This window comes from Bradyrhizobium sp. HKCCYLRH3097 (assembly GCF_051167875.1).
Lineage (GTDB): Bacteria > Pseudomonadota > Alphaproteobacteria > Rhizobiales > Xanthobacteraceae > Bradyrhizobium.
Map to the genome: position 1 here is coordinate 124,769 of NZ_JBNPTX010000008.1, position 15,902 is coordinate 140,670.

At 66.9% G+C, this 15,902-nt stretch carries 13 protein-coding genes; 4 read left to right on the forward strand and 9 right to left on the reverse strand.

What is annotated here, in order from left to right; translation table 11 throughout:
• Window positions 1-48: 48 nt before the first annotated feature.
• Window positions 49-3,702 (reverse strand): trifunctional transcriptional regulator/proline dehydrogenase/L-glutamate gamma-semialdehyde dehydrogenase, encoded by a 3,654-nt coding sequence (putA, locus tag ACQR0U_RS20425; RefSeq protein ID WP_434872236.1) that lies wholly within the window; start codon window positions 3,700-3,702, stop codon window positions 49-51.
• Between the two features lie 81 nt (window positions 3,703-3,783).
• Window positions 3,784-4,590 carry a lytic murein transglycosylase gene (locus ACQR0U_RS20430; RefSeq protein ID WP_315754577.1) on the reverse strand — a complete coding sequence of 269 codons (807 nt, stop codon included), beginning with the start codon at window positions 4,588-4,590 and terminating at the stop codon, window positions 3,784-3,786.
• A 272-nt stretch (window positions 4,591-4,862) separates the two neighbouring features.
• Here ACQR0U_RS20430 and ACQR0U_RS20435 point away from each other — a divergent pair, with 272 nt between their 5' ends.
• The 3 genes from ACQR0U_RS20435 to ACQR0U_RS20445 all read left to right on the forward strand — a co-directional run bounded on the left by ACQR0U_RS20435 (window position 4,863) and on the right by ACQR0U_RS20445 (window position 6,985).
• Window positions 4,863-5,807 carry an OmpA family protein gene (locus ACQR0U_RS20435; protein WP_434872242.1) on the forward strand — a complete coding sequence of 315 codons (945 nt, stop codon included), beginning with the start codon at window positions 4,863-4,865 and terminating at the stop codon, window positions 5,805-5,807.
• 86 nt (window positions 5,808-5,893) lie between these two features.
• On the forward strand, window positions 5,894-6,406 hold the full coding sequence (locus ACQR0U_RS20440) for a hypothetical protein (protein WP_315716476.1): 513 nt from the start codon (window positions 5,894-5,896) through the stop codon (window positions 6,404-6,406).
• A gap of 258 nt (window positions 6,407-6,664) precedes the next feature.
• Complete coding sequence (locus tag ACQR0U_RS20445; protein ID WP_315716475.1) at window positions 6,665-6,985, forward strand: hypothetical protein; 321 nt, start codon at window positions 6,665-6,667, stop codon at window positions 6,983-6,985.
• Between the two features lie 103 nt (window positions 6,986-7,088).
• On the opposite strand, the gene ACQR0U_RS20450 is transcribed toward ACQR0U_RS20445, so the two are convergent.
• Window positions 7,089-7,463 (reverse strand): thiol-disulfide oxidoreductase DCC family protein, encoded by a 375-nt coding sequence (locus ACQR0U_RS20450; RefSeq protein WP_315716704.1) that lies wholly within the window; start codon window positions 7,461-7,463, stop codon window positions 7,089-7,091.
• 219 nt (window positions 7,464-7,682) lie between these two features.
• Between ACQR0U_RS20450 and ACQR0U_RS20455 the strand changes: the two genes are divergently transcribed.
• On the forward strand, window positions 7,683-7,919 hold the full coding sequence (locus ACQR0U_RS20455) for a hypothetical protein (RefSeq protein ID WP_315716474.1): 237 nt from the start codon (window positions 7,683-7,685) through the stop codon (window positions 7,917-7,919).
• A gap of 248 nt (window positions 7,920-8,167) precedes the next feature.
• Here ACQR0U_RS20455 and ACQR0U_RS20460 read toward each other — a convergent pair whose 3' ends face one another.
• From ACQR0U_RS20460 to ACQR0U_RS20485, 6 genes are all read right to left on the reverse strand, one after another.
• Complete coding sequence (locus ACQR0U_RS20460; protein ID WP_434843629.1) at window positions 8,168-9,109, reverse strand: DUF817 domain-containing protein; 942 nt, start codon at window positions 9,107-9,109, stop codon at window positions 8,168-8,170.
• Window positions 9,110-9,390: 281 nt separating this feature from the next.
• Window positions 9,391-9,741, reverse strand: a complete 351-nt coding sequence (locus ACQR0U_RS20465; protein ID WP_315754583.1) for a hypothetical protein — start codon at window positions 9,739-9,741, stop codon at window positions 9,391-9,393.
• 12 nt (window positions 9,742-9,753) lie between these two features.
• Window positions 9,754-11,862 (reverse strand): RNA polymerase sigma factor RpoD, encoded by a 2,109-nt coding sequence (gene rpoD, locus ACQR0U_RS20470; protein ID WP_315717492.1) that lies wholly within the window; start codon window positions 11,860-11,862, stop codon window positions 9,754-9,756.
• Between the two features lie 428 nt (window positions 11,863-12,290).
• Window positions 12,291-14,297 carry a DNA primase gene (gene dnaG, locus ACQR0U_RS20475; RefSeq protein ID WP_316171530.1) on the reverse strand — a complete coding sequence of 669 codons (2,007 nt, stop codon included), beginning with the start codon at window positions 14,295-14,297 and terminating at the stop codon, window positions 12,291-12,293.
• A gap of 264 nt (window positions 14,298-14,561) precedes the next feature.
• On the reverse strand, window positions 14,562-14,960 hold the full coding sequence (locus ACQR0U_RS20480; protein WP_315754588.1) for a gamma-glutamylcyclotransferase family protein: 399 nt from the start codon (window positions 14,958-14,960) through the stop codon (window positions 14,562-14,564).
• Between the two features lie 62 nt (window positions 14,961-15,022).
• A complete protein-coding gene (locus ACQR0U_RS20485; protein WP_434843630.1) occupies window positions 15,023-15,835 on the reverse strand; it encodes a transglutaminase-like domain-containing protein in 813 nt (270 codons plus the stop codon).
• Between the last annotated feature and the right edge of the window lie 67 nt (window positions 15,836-15,902).

The following is a 15,902-nucleotide window of genomic DNA, read 5'->3' on the forward strand; positions in this document are numbered from 1 at the left end:
ATCCTGTCCTGGGGCCTCGAGCCAGCCCGGGACGGAATACCTGTCTTCTCAGCCGATCGACATCAGGCTGGCATTGCCGCCGGCGGCCGCGGTGTTGGTGGAGAGACTGACCTCGGTGACCAGCCGGTCGAGATCGTAGCAGCCGTCGCTGGCGCGCGGCGTGACGAGCGGGACGATCGGTCCGGGGCGCGTGGCGAGGTCGCGGCCGAGCGCGATCAATTCATCCGCATTGCCGTCCGAGAGCACGGCCTGCAGATCGCCGAGAGCCCGCCAGCTGTCGACGATCCGCAGGCGGCCGCGCAGCCGGCTGGCGAGCGGTCCCAACACGGCACAAGCAGGGCTGGCGCGTTCGACGAACGCGTCGTTTCCGGTCATCAGAATGACGCCGATCTGGACCAGCAACGCCTGCTTGCTTCTCGCCAGTGCAGCGACGACGCCGCGCGCGGTGATGCGATAGATGTTCTGTTCGCCGACGGGTCCTGGCAACTCGATCTCAAGCCCGGCCAGCACCTGGGGCCCATGCGCCTCGCACGCCAGCGCCGCCTCGGCATGTCCGCTTGCGCGCAACCCGTCGAGGTAAGAGCGCAAGACCGCGTCAGACTGCGACGCCATGAGCCGCTGGCGCGGCGGCATCGCGAACAGCCGGCGCAGATACAGCGGACCGCCGGCCTTCGGCCCGGTCCCCGACAGGCCGGAGCCGCCGAACGGCTGCACGCCGACGACCGCGCCGATGACGTTGCGGTTGACGTAGATGTTGCCCGCCGCGCTGCGGCCCGACGCCCGCGCAATTGTCTCCGTGATCCGCGAGTGGATGCCGAAGGTCAGGCCATAGCCGGTGAGATTGATCGCGTCGATGAGGTCAGCGAGCTGCTCGCGACGGTAGCGCAGGACGTGGAGGACGGGGCCGAACACCTCGCGCTCGACATCGAAGATGTTGGCGATCTCGATGATGGTCGGCGCAACGAAAGTCCCGTGCGCCGCCTGCGGCGGCAGCGGCAGCTCGTCCACCGCATGACCGCGGGCGCGCATCGACGCGACATGAGCGGAGATGGTGTCGCGTGCCTCGTCGGAAATCACCGGCCCGACGTCGACGGACAGCAGGCTCGGATCGCCGAGCTCGAGCTCGGCCATCGCGCCGCGCAGCATCGACAGGATGCGATCGGCGACATCGTCCTGCAGGCAGAGGATGCGCAGCGCCGAGCAGCGCTGGCCGGCGGAGTCGAAGGCGGAGGTGATGACATCGGCGACGACCTGCTCGGCGAGCGCGGAGGAATCCACGACCAGCGCGTTCTGGCCGCCGGTCTCCGCGATCAGCGGCACGGGCTGTCCATGGACGGTGAGGCGCTCGGCAAGCTGTTTCTGGATCAGCCGCGCGACGTCGGTCGATCCCGTGAACATCACGCCCTGCACGCTGTGATCGCCGACCAGCGCGGCGCCGACGCGGCCGTCGCCCGGCAGCAATTGCAGGACATCCGCTGGAACGCCGGCCTCATGGATGATGCGGACGGCCTCGGCGGCGATCAGCGGCGTCTCCTCGGCGGGTTTCGCCAGCACCGGATTGCCGGCCGCGAGTGCGGCCGCGACCTGGCCGGTGAAGATCGCGAGCGGAAAATTCCACGGGCTGATGCAGACCACGGGGCCGAGCGAGCCGGGACTATCGCCCTCGGAGAGACGTTCGATCTCGCCCGCATAATAGCGCAGGAAATCGACGGCTTCGCGCACCTCGCCGACGGCGTTCGCAAAGGTCTTGCCGGCCTCGCGGACGCTCAAGCCGATGAGGACGAGGCGACGCGCCTCCATCGTCTCGGCCGCGGCGCGCAGGCATGCGGCGCGCGCGCGGGGGCTGGTCGCGGCCCAGGCCGGCGCGGCGTTTGCCGCACGCGACAGCGCCGCCTCGATCTCGGCAGGCGCGGCATCCCTGACCGCGCCGACGACGTCACGGCGGTCGGCGGGATTGCGAATGCGGCGCGCGCCTTCGCTGGTCGTCGCTCCGGGCGCCGCAGCCGTCCAATCGAGGCTCGCGCTCGTGACCAGGCCTTCGCCGAGACGCGCCAGCGCGCGCTGATCGGAGAGATCGAATCCGGCCGAGTTCACGCGGCCCAGGCCGAACAGCTCAGGCGGGCGCCTGATCTTGTCATGCGGCGCGCCCGGGCGTTCCGACGCGCGAACGATGGCGACGGGGTCCGCGATCAGATCGTCGACGGAGACGGCGGGATCGGCGATGCGATTGACGAAGGAGGTGTTGGCGCCGTTCTCCAGCAGCCGCCGCACCAGATAGGCCAGCAGCGTCTCGTGCGAACCGACCGGCGCGTAGATGCGGCACGGGCGGCCGAGCCGTGCGGGTCCGACAACCTCCTCGTAGAGCGGCTCGCCCATGCCGTGCAGGCATTGGAATTCGTACTGGCCGCGCTCGTAGCTGGAGCCCGCCATCTCCACGATCGATGCCAGCGTCCGGGCATTATGCGTCGCGAACTGCGGAAACACCGCGTCGGGCGCGCCCAGCAGTTTGCGGGCGCAGGCGAGGTACGACACGTCGGTATGGTGCTTGCGCGTGAAGACCGGAAAGTCCTCCAGACCATCGACCTGCGCGCGCTTGATCTCGCTGTCCCAATAGGCGCCCTTGACGAGCCGCACCATCAGCCGCCGCCGCGTGCGCCGCGCGAGGTCGATGAGCCAATCGACCACGAAGGCGCAGCGCCTCTGATAGGCCTGGATGACAAAGCCGATGCCGTTCCAGCCGGCGAGGTCCGGATCGATACAGAGCGCCTCGAGCAGATCGAGGGACAGGTCGAGACGGTCGGCTTCCTCGGCGTCGATGTTGAGGCCGATGTCGTATCGCCGCGCGAGCAGCACCAGCCGCTTCAGTCGCGGCAGCAACTCGTCCATGACGCGGTCGCGCTTGATGCTGACGTAACGCGGATGCAGCGCCGAGAGCTTGATCGAGATGCCCGGCCCGTCGTAGATGCCGGCACCGGCCGCATGCCGCCCGATCGCATGGATCGCCGCCTCGTAGGCGGCGAAGTAGCGCGCGGCGTCTTCCGCCGTCGTCGCGGCCTCCCCGAGCATGTCATAGGAGTAGCGGAAGCCCTGCGCTTCCCATGGACGGCCGTTCGACAGCGCCGCGTCGATGGTCTGACCGGCCACGAACTGTTCGCCCATCAGGCGCATGGCGAGCGTGACGCCCTTGCGGATGATCGGCTCGCCGCCGCGGGCGATCAGCCGTGTCAGCGCCGACGCCAGGCTGTCCTCGCTGGCCGCGGCCGTCAGCGTGCCGGTGACGATGAGGCCCCAGGTCGCGGCGTTCACCAGCAGCGACGGGCTGTGCCCGATATGGGCGCGCCAATCGCCGGTTGCGATCTTGTCGCGGATCAGCGCATCCCGCGTCGCGGTGTCCGGAATCCGCAGCAGCGCCTCGGCCAGGCACATCAGGGCCACGCCCTCCTGGCTCGACAGCGAATATTCGTGGATCAGTCCCTCGACGCCGCCGGATTGCGCCTTGCCGCGCAGACGCAGGACCAGATCCCGCGCCAGACCGGCCGCTCGTGCCGACGATGCCTCCGGGAGCGCGGCGAGATCGAGCAGCGGCGCGATGCACTCCGGCTCGGCGCGGCGATAGGCCGAGGTGATCGCGGCGCGCAGCCCGCTCTGGCGCTGGACCTGGGTCGCGAACGCGGCGAACGGTCGTGGCGGCGACTGCGACATGACCCGTCTCCTCTGAAGCGATCCCCGTCACTCGCCGCGCATGCACGGGACCTGAGAGCAAGGGGCGAGCGACGGATAACGCTACCGCCCGATCAGCTGATCGGCGTAGTAGCCGATCGTCTTGCGGTAGATCACCGCCCTGTTCCACTCGCGCATCGCGTCGAAATTGGCCGAGCCCTCGTCGTAGGGCTGGCCCATCTTGAAGCCGTTGCTGTGCAGCAGGTTGGCGGTCGAGGCCAGCACGTCCGCGGTGGAGTGGCGCAGGTCGACGCGGCCGTCGCCGTCGAAATCGACGCCGTATTTGATGTAGGACGACGGCAGGAACTGGGTCTGGCCGATCTCGCCGGCGAAGGCGCCCACGAGGTCGCGCAGAGTGAGATCGCCGCGCTGCACGATCTTCAGCGCCGCCAGCAGCTCGCCCTGGAACAGCTCAGTGCGGCGGCAGTCATGCGCCAAGGTCGCAAGCGTGCGGATCACCGGCAGCTTGCCCATGTCGCCCTTGCCGAAATCGGTCTCGAGTCCCCAGATCGCGACCAGGATCTGGCGCGGCACGCCATATTGTTGCTCGATGCGCGACAGCAGCGCGGCGTGCCGCTGCAGCATGGCGCGGCCGCCATTGATGCGGCCCGCGCCGACGCGGGTCGAGACGTACTGCTCGAAGCTCTTGTTGAAGGTGTAGCGCTGGCGGCGGTCGAAGGCGAGCACGGCCGGATCGAGCGTCACGCCCGACAGCGCCTGGCTGATCGTGCCGCCCGAGACGCCGGCGCTCTGCGCCTCCGCCGAGACGCCCGCGATGAAGGTATTGAAGTCGCCGCCGCAGCGCGCGGCCAAAGCGGGAGAGGCAAAGGAGAGGATCGCGACGGCAACAAGGAAGCGGACAACGGACATGAGGAGAAAGGTCCCTGCATGAGAGCATGATGACGGCAGTCCGGCGGCGGACGCCGTCACAATGCCTGATTTGGCGGTACCAGGCCAGCCGGCGGGCGATAGCCACCGAACCGCACCCCATCGTCATCTTTTTTTGAACGGTCGGCGCGCTCGTCGCCACTCATGCAGGGCGTGCCTCGTCCGACGTCGCGCCGTTTTCGCGCGCCGATCCAAGCGCGCGTTCTGAAAACCACGAGCGTTGGCGCCACTTTTCGGGAGAGGTCCCCATGACGATGATGTTCCGGCTCGGCACACTGGCACAGCTCACCTTGGTCGCGGCCCTGATGTGTCACGGCCTGGCGCCCGCGGCCGCTCAGCCGGGCGATGTGGCGGGCGCAAAGGATTACCCCGGGATCGGCCGCTTCGCCGGCAGCGTGATCACCGGCTATGTCGCCAAGGATTTCGATGCGGTGCGGCTGCAGGCGGCGCCGTTCAAGGCGGACAAGGCGACCGACGAGCGACGCCTGGAGGGTCGCGTCGTCAGAATCGCCTATCGCACCGCGCCGGGTCCCTCGATCCTCGAAGTGTCGCGCAATTTCGAAAATCAGCTCGCCAAGGCCGGCTTCGAGAAGCTCCTCGCCTGCGACACCGACGCCTGCGGCGGCATTCCCTTCACCGAGGCGATCGACCTGCTGCCGGTTCCGCAGATGTGGGCCGATGGCTTCGACTACCGCTATTTTGCCGGCCGCAAGGAGGCCGGCGGCCGCGAGACCTTTGCCAGCGTGCTGGTCAGCCAGAACAACCAGCAGATCTACGCCCAGCTCACCGTTGCCGAGCTCGGCGCGATGGAGAACAAGATGGTGAGCGCAGCCGAGATGGCGAAGGGCCTCGGCGACAAGGGCCACATCGCGCTCTACGGCATCTATTTCGACACCGACAAGGCGACGATGAAGCCGGAGAGCCGGCCGACACTGGAGCAGATCGCGCAGTTGCTCGCCGGCCAGCCGCAGCTCAGCGTCTTCATCGTCGGCCATACCGACAACCAAGGCAGCTACGACTACAATCTCGATCTGTCACGGCGGCGCGCCGAGGCGGTCGCCGCCGAGCTTTCGCGCAGCTATCGCATCGCGCCAGCGCGGCTGCGCACCGCGGGCGTCGGCCTGCTCGCGCCGGTCGGCAGCAATGCCACCGATGCGGGCCGCGCGCTGAACCGCCGCGTCGAACTGGTGGCGCCCTGAGGCGCTGCGCCGGCGCGGCCGCTTGATCCTCGTCAACACCGTGCCATCATGACGCCCTAAGCTCCGCGGCCGAAATGGAGATCGCCATGATCGGGATTACGCTGTCGACCGACCAGATCCGCTCGGCGCCGCCGGAGGTGCGGCGTTGGATCGAGCATCAGGTGCTGTCGGGTCTCGGGCTCGGCCCGGAGGCGCCGCTGACGCCTACCCTCCCCGCCCAGAGCGCGCATCTCGTCGCCTGCAGCGTCGAGGATGCGGCCAAGGTCCTGGCGCAGATCCAGAGCGCGCTGCCCGCGGTGAACGTATTCTTCGAGTTCGGCCGGCCGGGCATCGCGATGGGCCAGCCGCCGATCATGATGTTCCGCCTGATCGACATCCTGCATCACACGCGGCTGCAGAACATCGGCCAAGTGATGGCCTCGCTGGAGATGATCAACAAGGCGCTGGTCGAGGTGAGGCACGATCCTTCGGTGCGCTTCTGCGGCTTCGACAATGAAGGCCACTGCCTGATCGCGCCGGAGACGCAACGCGCGATCGCCAGCGTCTGGCAGAGCGTGATCGCCAGGCAGCACGGGGTGGCCGAGGGCGAGGCGGCGTGAGGCCGCGGCTCCGGTTTCAATGAGGCGTCATCCGGAGCGCGCGGGGGCCCGGAATGACGGAGCGAGATGTGCCGCGGGCGCCTCGTGCGCGCGAGGTCCGCGGACAAGAGAGGGCCGCCGGGACACTCCCGCCTCCTGTCCCAAATCGGCGCGCCGCACGCGGCGCAGCCATGCCCGCCCCGAGCGGCTCCGGCCTTGAGCCGGTCGCGGACGGTGCTACGATATCGTTGTCGTTCACGATCCCTCGGGAGATCGCCGATGCAGCACAATCAACGCCAGCGCCGATTGCTCCAGATCCCTCTGTTCCGCCTGCTCGCGATCAATCTCGCGCTCGGCCTCGGCATGGCCGTGGTGCTGGTCGGCGGATTGCTGCTGCTCGATCCCTGGGGCCTGCGTCACCTGATCTTCGCCGACCACTCGCCCGTCGTCGCCATCGGTCTCTTGCTCGGCTCGTTCTTCGTCACCTTCGGCTCGACCGCGATGGGCACCGCGATCATGGCGCTCGGCCGCGGTGATGATGACGACGGCCCGCACGGCGGCACGCGGGTGCATGCGCGGGTGAAGGTGCGGAGGCGGTAGAGGCGAGCTGTTACCACGCGCTCGGTGCGCTCCCCTCCCCGCAAGGGGGAGGGGAGTCGACCGCGCCAGCGGCCGAAGCCTTGGCTCAAGCGGCAGCTCTCGCTCACCAATGCCCCCTCCGCTTGTTCCAGGCGAACAGCACATCGGCAAACCGGTCATAGCCGAACCGCGTCAGCGGCCGCACCAGGCGGTTGCCGAACAGGGTCGCCAGCCAGCCCTCGCCCGGCGTCAGCGCCCACAGCAGCAGCGCCACGTCGGCGCCGGTGATCAGCTCGCCGTCCTCGTCGGTCGCGTGCAGGCGGCGGCGGACGGCGTCGACATCGGCGCCGAATGCGGCCAGCGCGTCGGGCTGCTCGTTGATGTCCTTGAACGCGACCCGCCCCGACTTGACCAGCGCCAGCAGCTTGTTGCGCTGCCAGTCGATGCCGGCGTCACAGACCGGGCAGCGCGTGTTGTACCAGATGGTGAGTTGGGGCATCGACATGGGCTGCATTCGCGGCGGGGTGAGACGTCCACGATGAACGCACTTTCATCCGGCAAAATCGAGGTGTTTCGGGACCCCGCCGGCCGGTCCGTGATCGCTCCGGCCGCCCTGCCGATTCGGCGAAAACCATATGACGAAAAAGTCAAATTCGGGCAGCGGATAAGCATTTTCTGGCATTGACCGGACCGGTCCCGCCGCCGTAAAGCGCCATCCATGGCGAAAAAACCCGGCTCCAATCCCAAAGGCGAATTCGCCTTCTTCAACGTGACCTACGAGGACGGCTCGCAGCGCTCCAACCGGCGCGTCCCGGCCGAGCTGCTCGGCGGCCTCGACGGCGACGAGCCCGCGCGCGGCTTCATCATGGAGCAGGACCGCGAGATCGCCGAAAAATCCGGCCGCCCGCCACTTCAGATCAAGTCGCTCGAGCGCGTTGGGGCGAAGAAGAAGTAGGCCGGCCGAGCTGCCGTAGGGTGGGCAAAGCGACCGCCGCCAGGCGGCCGCGTGCCCACGATCAGCCGCGTACCACGAACGACCTCATCATGGGTTACGCGTCATGGCCGGGCTTGTCCCGGCCATCCGCGTCGTTGACGTCGCAATGACGTGGATGGGCGGGCCTTCGCCGCGACGAAGCGGCTTCGGCCGCGCAGGCGGGACAAGCCCGCGCACGACGCGGAGATATCTCGACCCACATCCGACCGTCACGCCGCCTCTCGCTCCGGCTCGACGGCGGCCGGCCTCACCGCCCTGCCCTGCTCCATCGCCCTCGGTCGGTTGATCAGGCTGACCAGCGTGTAGCTGATGATCAGCAGCAGAAACCACGAGCCGAGCTTGGCCGGCGACACCATGGCCCAGCCATGGGCCTGCTGCGGATAGAGCCAGACCCGCGTGAAGGTGCCGATGTTCTCCGACAGCCAGATGAACAGCGACACCAGGACCAGCCCGAGCAGCAGCGGCATCGACCGGTGCACGCGCCAGACCTTGAAGTGAACGGTCGCCGGTGCGAACAGCAGCGCCGCCCAGCCGAACAGCACGACCCGCAGATCGATCCCGTAATGGTCGGTGAAGAAGTTGAGGTAGATGGCCGCGCTCAAGCCGATCAGCCAGCGCCGTGAGGGGTGGCCGGTGAAGCGGAAGTCGAACAGCCGCCAGACCCGGCAGAGATAGCTGCCGATGCAGGAATACATGAAGCCGGAGAACAGCGGTACGCCGCCGAGCTTGATGAGGCTTGGCTCGGGATAGATCCACGAGCCGGTCGCGGTCTTGAACAGCTCCATCGCGGTGCCGACGAGGTGATAGATCAGGATGATCTTCGCCTCCTCGAATGTCTCCAGACGCGCAGCGAGCAATGCGGCTTGGACGCCGAGCATGCAGAGGAAGAGAAAATCGTAGCGCGCGAGCGGCGCGTTCGCCGGATAGAACCGCCACGTCAGCAGCATCAGCGCCACCGCGATGCCGCCGAACAGGCAGGCCCAAGCCTGCTTCACGCCGAAGCGGAGGAATTCGTAGAGGGCTGCAGTCCAGGGCTGCTGCGCCGCGCGGGCTGCGAGCCGAGCTTCGGCGGCAATGAAGGGGCGCTGCGGCGCCCAGATCGCGGCGGCGCTGTCGTGCGCTGCGGCCGATGAGAACTCGTCGTCATGCATGGGATAGGCGTCCGGTGAGGCGCCAATTCCTAGCAGCCGATCGCCCAACGCCGTCTGCGCAAAGTTCGGCCTCTTGCAGCAAGGACACGGACATTTGCGGACAAGAGGTCGTGTCGGCTAACCCGGACACCTCAGCGCCGCCCCTCGTCATTGCGAGCGAAGCAATCCAGAATCGTACGCGCAGCTCTGGATTGCTTCGCTTCGCTCGCAATGACGGACAACCGGAGCATGCAACACGAACTACGCAGGCACCGCGTCCAGCGATGATTGGATGCGCATGCTCACTCCCCTTGAGACTGCAAAAAGAGCATCAGCTCTTCGTAGCCGCCCTCTACACTCTCGTCGCCGCGGAAGCGGCTGAATTCGAGATGGCCATCTTCGAACACATCGATCTCGAGCCGCTCGCCTACCAACGTCACCGACAGGCGGATCGTATCGGGGCGCGTTCGTTCAATGAAGAAGTGAAGGCCGAGTTTGTCGAGCAGGCGCATGCTCGCGAACAGAGTCGAGGACATCGGAAGCTCTTCTTTCGTGCGCTGGAACCATGAGCAGAACAAACAAAAAGACGGGCCTTTCGGCCCGCCGTTGATGTCTCGATGGATTGCCGGGTCAAGCCCGGCAATGACGACCAATCGGTGGCCGAATTAGTTATCCAAGAAGCTCCGCAGCTTCCGCGACCGGCTCGGATGCTTCAGCTTCCGCAGCGCCTTTGCCTCGATCTGACGAATGCGCTCTCTGGTCACCGAGAACTGCTGGCCGACTTCTTCCAGCGTGTGGTCGGTGTTCATGCCGATGCCGAAGCGCATGCGCAGCACACGCTCTTCGCGCGGGGTGAGCGAGGCGAGCACGCGGGTCGTCGTCTCGCGCAGGTTGGACTGGATGGCGGCGTCGATCGGCAGGATCGCGTTCTTGTCCTCGATGAAATCGCCGAGATGAGAGTCCTCCTCGTCACCCACGGGGGTTTCGAGCGAGAGCGGCTCCTTCGCGATCTTGAGGACCTTGCGCACCTTCTCCAGCGGCATGCCGAGCTTCTCGGCGAGCTCCTCCGGGGTCGGCTCGCGGCCGATCTCGTTCAGCATCTGGCGTGAGGTGCGGACGATCTTGTTGATCGTCTCGATCATGTGCACGGGGATGCGGATGGTGCGGGCCTGGTCGGCGATCGAACGGGTGATCGCCTGCCGGATCCACCAGGTGGCGTAGGTCGAGAACTTGTAGCCGCGGCGATACTCGAACTTGTCGACCGCCTTCATCAGGCCGATGTTGCCTTCCTGGATCAGATCGAGGAACTGCAGGCCGCGGTTGGTGTACTTCTTGGCGATCGAGATCACGAGACGGAGATTGGCTTCCACCATCTCCTTCTTGGCCTGACGGGCCTCGCGCTCGCCCTTCTGCACCGAGTGCACGATCTTGCGGAACTCGCCGATCTCCAGACCGGTGAGCGCGGCCATGGCCTGCACCTCCTGGCGCAGGTCCTTGATGCGGTCCTTCTCGTAATGGACGAAGTTCTTCCAGCCCTTCGCGGAGAGCTTGGAGACGCGGTTGAGCCAGCGCGGGTCGAGCTCCGAGCCCTGGTAGTTGCGCAGGAAGTCCTCGCGCGCGACGCCGTGGGAGTCGGCCAAGCGCATCAGCCGGCTCTCGAACGAGACCAGCTTCTTGTTGATGTCGTAGAGCTGCTCGACGAGGCTGTCGATGCGGGCCTGGTTGAGGCGCAGCGACTTCACCTCGACGATGATCTCGTCCTTGAGCTTCTTGTACTTGCGCTCCTGCGAGGGCGACAGCGACTCGCTCTGCAGCTGGTTGGCGATGTCCTGCTCCTGCAGGCGTCGCAGCTTCTTGTACTCGGACGCGATCTTGTCGAAGGTCTCGACCACCTTCGGCTTCAGCTCGGCCTCGATGGCGGCGAGCGACATCTGGTTCTCGAACTCGTCGTCGTCCATGTCGGCTTCGGCCGCCGCCTCGCCGGGATCCTTCTCCTCGGCGGGCGCGCCGTTCGGCGCGGCGCGGAACGGCGTCGGCTGCTGCGGGGCGGCCGGCGGCGCGACCGCGGCCTGGACCTCGCCGCCCTCGGCCGCAGCGCCCTCGCCATTCACCGGCGCGGCGATCTGCGGATTCATGCCGCCCTTGGCCTCAGGGCCGGCATAGGTGGCTTCGAGATCGATGATGTCGCGAAGGAAGATCTTGCCTTCGTTGAGCTCGTCGCGCCAGATGATGATGGCCTGGAACGTCAGCGGGCTTTCGCAGAGGCCCGCGATCATCGCCTCGCGGCCGGCCTCGATGCGCTTGGCGATGGCGATTTCACCCTCGCGCGACAGCAGCTCGACGGTGCCCATCTCGCGCAGATACATGCGCACGGGATCGTCGGTGCGCTCGCCGGGCTCGGACTTCTTGACCTCGGTGACGGCCTTCTGGGTGATCTCGACAAGCTCGTTGTCGGTCTCGTCCTCGCCGTCGTCCTTCTCGTCGGACTCGTCGGCCTCCTCGGCCTCGGTCACGTTGATGCCCATGTCGGAGAGCATCGACATGATGTCTTCGATCTGTTCCGGCGAGGTGGTGTCGGAAGGCAGGACCTCGTTGAGCTGATCAAAGGTCACGAAGCCGCGCTTCTTGGCCTGCTTGATCATCTTCTTGACGGCGGCGTCCGACAGGTCGAGCAACGGCGACGGCGCATCGGCGGCGTCCTTCTCGGGAGCGTCCGCGGCCTTGTCGTCCTTTTCCTTGTCCTTCACCTGCAGCGTCTTTGCCTTCGTGGCCATTCATTGCTCCCGAAACGCGCCCGCTCCGCCCGTGGCATCGTAGCCCTTGGCATCGCGGCGCCCGCCTGCTCTACTCAAACTGTTCTCGACGCGGAAAGGGCGGCGCACTTTTAACGTCGCCACCCCCTGAAGCCCGTCGCTCGTTTCGTCCTACGCTGGTGTCGTCCCGTTTTCGGACCGGCGCGCGTTTCTTGCAAAAGCGATACCGGTTTTGCAATCGAATCCGGCGCCCGACATGCAGGCGCGGTGTCCGACAGCGAAACCAACCCATCTGCCGCAGAAAATGCCCCGGACCTCTTAAACTTCGATTAACCCTGTTTTTGCAGCCAAACCATGGATTTGGCGAGTCTTTTCGCGCGGACCTGATACCGCGCGGGCGGATCGGGCCGAAATGTGCTCAACTGGCGACAGGGCGCCGGGCGTCCCATCTACACGTTGCGGTTGGTGCGTCCGGACAGTTCCCCGAAGCCTTCGATCAGCGCTTCGGTGCCGTCCATCTCGGCCATCCTGGCCTTCACGTCCCTCAACCAGCCCATGTTCGGCTCGCTCGGCTCCTCGCCCAGCGCCAGCTCGGCATCCTTCAATTCCCTAAGTAAGGAGTGCCATTGCCGATGCAAGGCAACCAGCTGATGCCAGGTCGCAAGAACGTCATCGCGCGCCGCGCCCGATTTGGTCGCCCACACCGCCGCCGTCGTGATCGCGCGCTCAACCCGTTGAAGAAGCTCGGAAAAGCCTGCCTTCTCCAGATCGGCCCGCATCTTCTCGGCCTGCTCGTCCGGATCCGGCGAATGGTGATGGTCGTGGGCGAAGGCGGCGATGATGGCGGCGCGGAGCTTGTGCGCCTCGGGATGGGCCAGTTCCAGCGCGGCGACCTCCTCCAGGTGGTCGTGCAGGAGCCAGGGGTGGTTGATCAGGCACTGCAGGATCAGGGCCTCCCGGCGCGAGATCGCCGAGCGCTGGCCGCGCATGATCGGGCTCATGGCGAGCTGCGGGCTGGCCGCCTGGTAGGGGCCGCGGGCCATGGCCTGGCCTGTGGATGGCGGTCCGCCGCGGCGACCGCCTCCTGTGGATAACCGCCCAGGCTGTCCGGAACCGGGACTGCGGGGAGCAAAACGCCGTCCTGATTCGGCACCGAAGCCGCGGCCAAACCCCCGGCCGCCGTCCGGGGCGAACGCCCGGTACAGCCGGTCGCCGAGATCCTGCTTGTAGTAGCGCCGTACCACCTCGTCGGCGATGCCGCCGGTGAGCTGGCCGATCCGCGCCTCCAGCGCGGCACGGCGCTCCGGGGTGTTGAAGCTGCCGCCCTCGATCTCGCGCGACCAGATCACCTCGGCGAGGGGTTTTGCGATTTTGAGCACCTCCTCGACCGCGCCGCGACCGCCGGAGCGGACGAGGTCGTCGGGATCCTGTCCCTCGGGCAAGAGCGCGAAGCGCAGGCTCTTGCCAGGCTTGAGATGCGGCAAAGCAAGGTCTGCGGCCCGATAGGCCGCCTTTTGGCCGGCGCGGTCGCCATCGAAACACAGGATCGGCTCGTCGACCATCTTCCAGATCAGCGAAAGTTGGCTCTCGGTCAGCGCGGTGCCGAGCGGCGCCACGGCGCCGGCAAAGCCGGCCGCGACCAGCGCAATGACGTCGACATAGCCCTCGACCACGATCATCGGCGCGCCGTTATGGGCGGCCTGACGGGCGCTGGCGAGATTGTAGAGGTTGTCGCCCTTGTGGAAGAGCGGCGTCTCCGGCGAGTTCAGGTATTTCGCCGGCACGTCCTTCTGCAGCGCGCGGCCGCCGAAGGCGATGACGCGTCCGCGGAGATCGGTGATCGGGAACATCACGCGGTCGCGGAAGCGGTCATACGGCACGGGAATGTCGTCGCCGCCGACCAGCAATCCCGCCTCGACCATGTCGGCCACCGGGACGCCCTGGGCGCCGAGATATTCCTTCAAGCCGAACCGATCCGGCGGCGCGTAGCCAAGCCGGAATTGGAGCTGCGTCTGCGGCAGGATCGCGCGATCGGCAAGATAGCCGCGGGCGCGCGCGCCATGACGGGACGCCAGCGTGTCAGAAAAGAACTTCGCCGCCAGCTCCATCACGTCGTACAGCGTCTTGCGCTGCCGCTCCTGGCGCGCCGCGTCGGGCGTGACCGCGGGCAGCGCCAGGCCGGCGATTCCCGCGAGCCGCTCCACGGCTTCGGGGAAGCTGCAGCCCTCGGTCTCCATCACGAAGTCGAAGATGTTGCCGTGCTTGCCGGACGAGAAGTCGTGATAAAAACCCTTCTGGTCGTTGACGTAGAAGGACGGCGTCTTCTCCTGCTGGAACGGCGACAGCCCCTTCCACTCGCGCCCGGCCTTCTTGAGCTTCACGCGCTTGCCGACGACGTCCGAGACCGGAAGCCGGGCGCGCAGCTCATCGAGAAATTCCGGCGTGAAGCGGGCCATGAGCGGGCTGGTCCTGTGGTGGTGGCCTAGGCATATAGGCACCCGTGTACGAAATGTGAACTTCCTCCGGCTTGTCCGGGCTATTCACAGGCACGGCCCTCTCCTCTCGTCATTCCGGGGCGCCCGCAGGGCGAGCCCGGAATCCATAACCACGACCAGTCGTGAGGCGGGACGGCCGCGCCACTGCGTGTCCTCGCACCGTTCGTGGTTATGGATTCCGGGCCCATCGCTGCGCGATGTCCCGGAATGACGGCGCGGAGAGACTTAGGGCGCCAAAAACCGTCCCGAGGCGATGCGGGCGACCTCGTCCACGGGCCAGTTGTACACGTAGGTCCAGGCCTCGCGGGCCGCGCCGTCGGCCAGCGTCACGGCGAGGCACCGGCGCAGATATTCGGTCGGCGCGGCGAAGCCTTCGCCGCAGGCCTCGTACATGTCGAATTCGCGCAGCATCGGCTCGGGCTGGCGCAGCCGGAACAGTTCGCCATGGACGAGATCGGCCGCGTCATCGGACGGCACCAGGCCGGGATAATGCTGGATGCGGTACAACCGGCCGCGGCAGCTTGCCTCGGCGACGAAATCGGCATTGGCCGACAACAGCCGCGCCATCGGATGGTCGAAGCCGCGCATCAGCGTGCCGTAGACGAACAGGAGATCGGTGGTCATGGCCCGTCTATAGCGGCGATCGCCGATGATGCGAAGCGGCGGCCGGCCGCGCCTTTCTCTGCTCAGGCGGCCGCGATCTCATCGCTGACGACGTGGAATTTGGTCAGGGTCATCAGGCCGAACGAGGTCGACAGCGCGACGTCGGCGGCGTCCCGTCCGGTCGCCATCAGGATGCGGCCGATGCGCGGCACGTTGTGGCGGGCATCGAACGTGTACCACCGGCCCGAGAGATAGACCTCGAACCAGCCCGAGAAATCCATCGGGACAGGGTCCGGCGGCACGCCGATGTCGCCGAGATAACCGGTGCAATAGCGAGCCGGAATGCCCATGCAGCGGCAGAAGGTCAGCGCGAGGTGGGCGAAGTCGCGGCAGACGCCGGCGCGCTGCTGATAGACGTCGTGCGCCGACTTCATGGCGTGGGCGTGCTCATAGCCGAACGTGACGTGGCTGTGCACGAAGTCGCAGATCGCCTGCACGCGCGCCCATCCCGCCGGCGCGCTGCCGAACAACGACCAGGCGACCTCGGCCAGCTTGTCGGTCTCGCAATAGCGGCTCGGCATCAGATACAGCAGAAGCTCATCGGGCAGCTGCTCGATCGACAGTTGCTGGGCGCCGGGATCGATCGCGTCCGGCCGCCCGCTGTCGCGGACGATGGCGCTGCCGTGGAAGGTGACCCCGCCGGCCGGCGCCACCAGCCGTCCACAGAGATTGCCGAAGCTGTCGTTGTAGAATTTGATCGGCACCTTGGGCTCGGTCGTGATCGTCTCGGTGCCGACGATGTCGGGAAAGCGCGACGGATGGATCGACAGCATGATCACCATCGGCGTTGCCGCCGGAGCCGCATAGGCGATCTCAAATCCAACCTTGATCAGCATGAAGGCTCCTTCGCCCCGTTCGAGCGGCACGATGCGCCAGCCTCATCCAGCCCGGACCGTAGGCCCA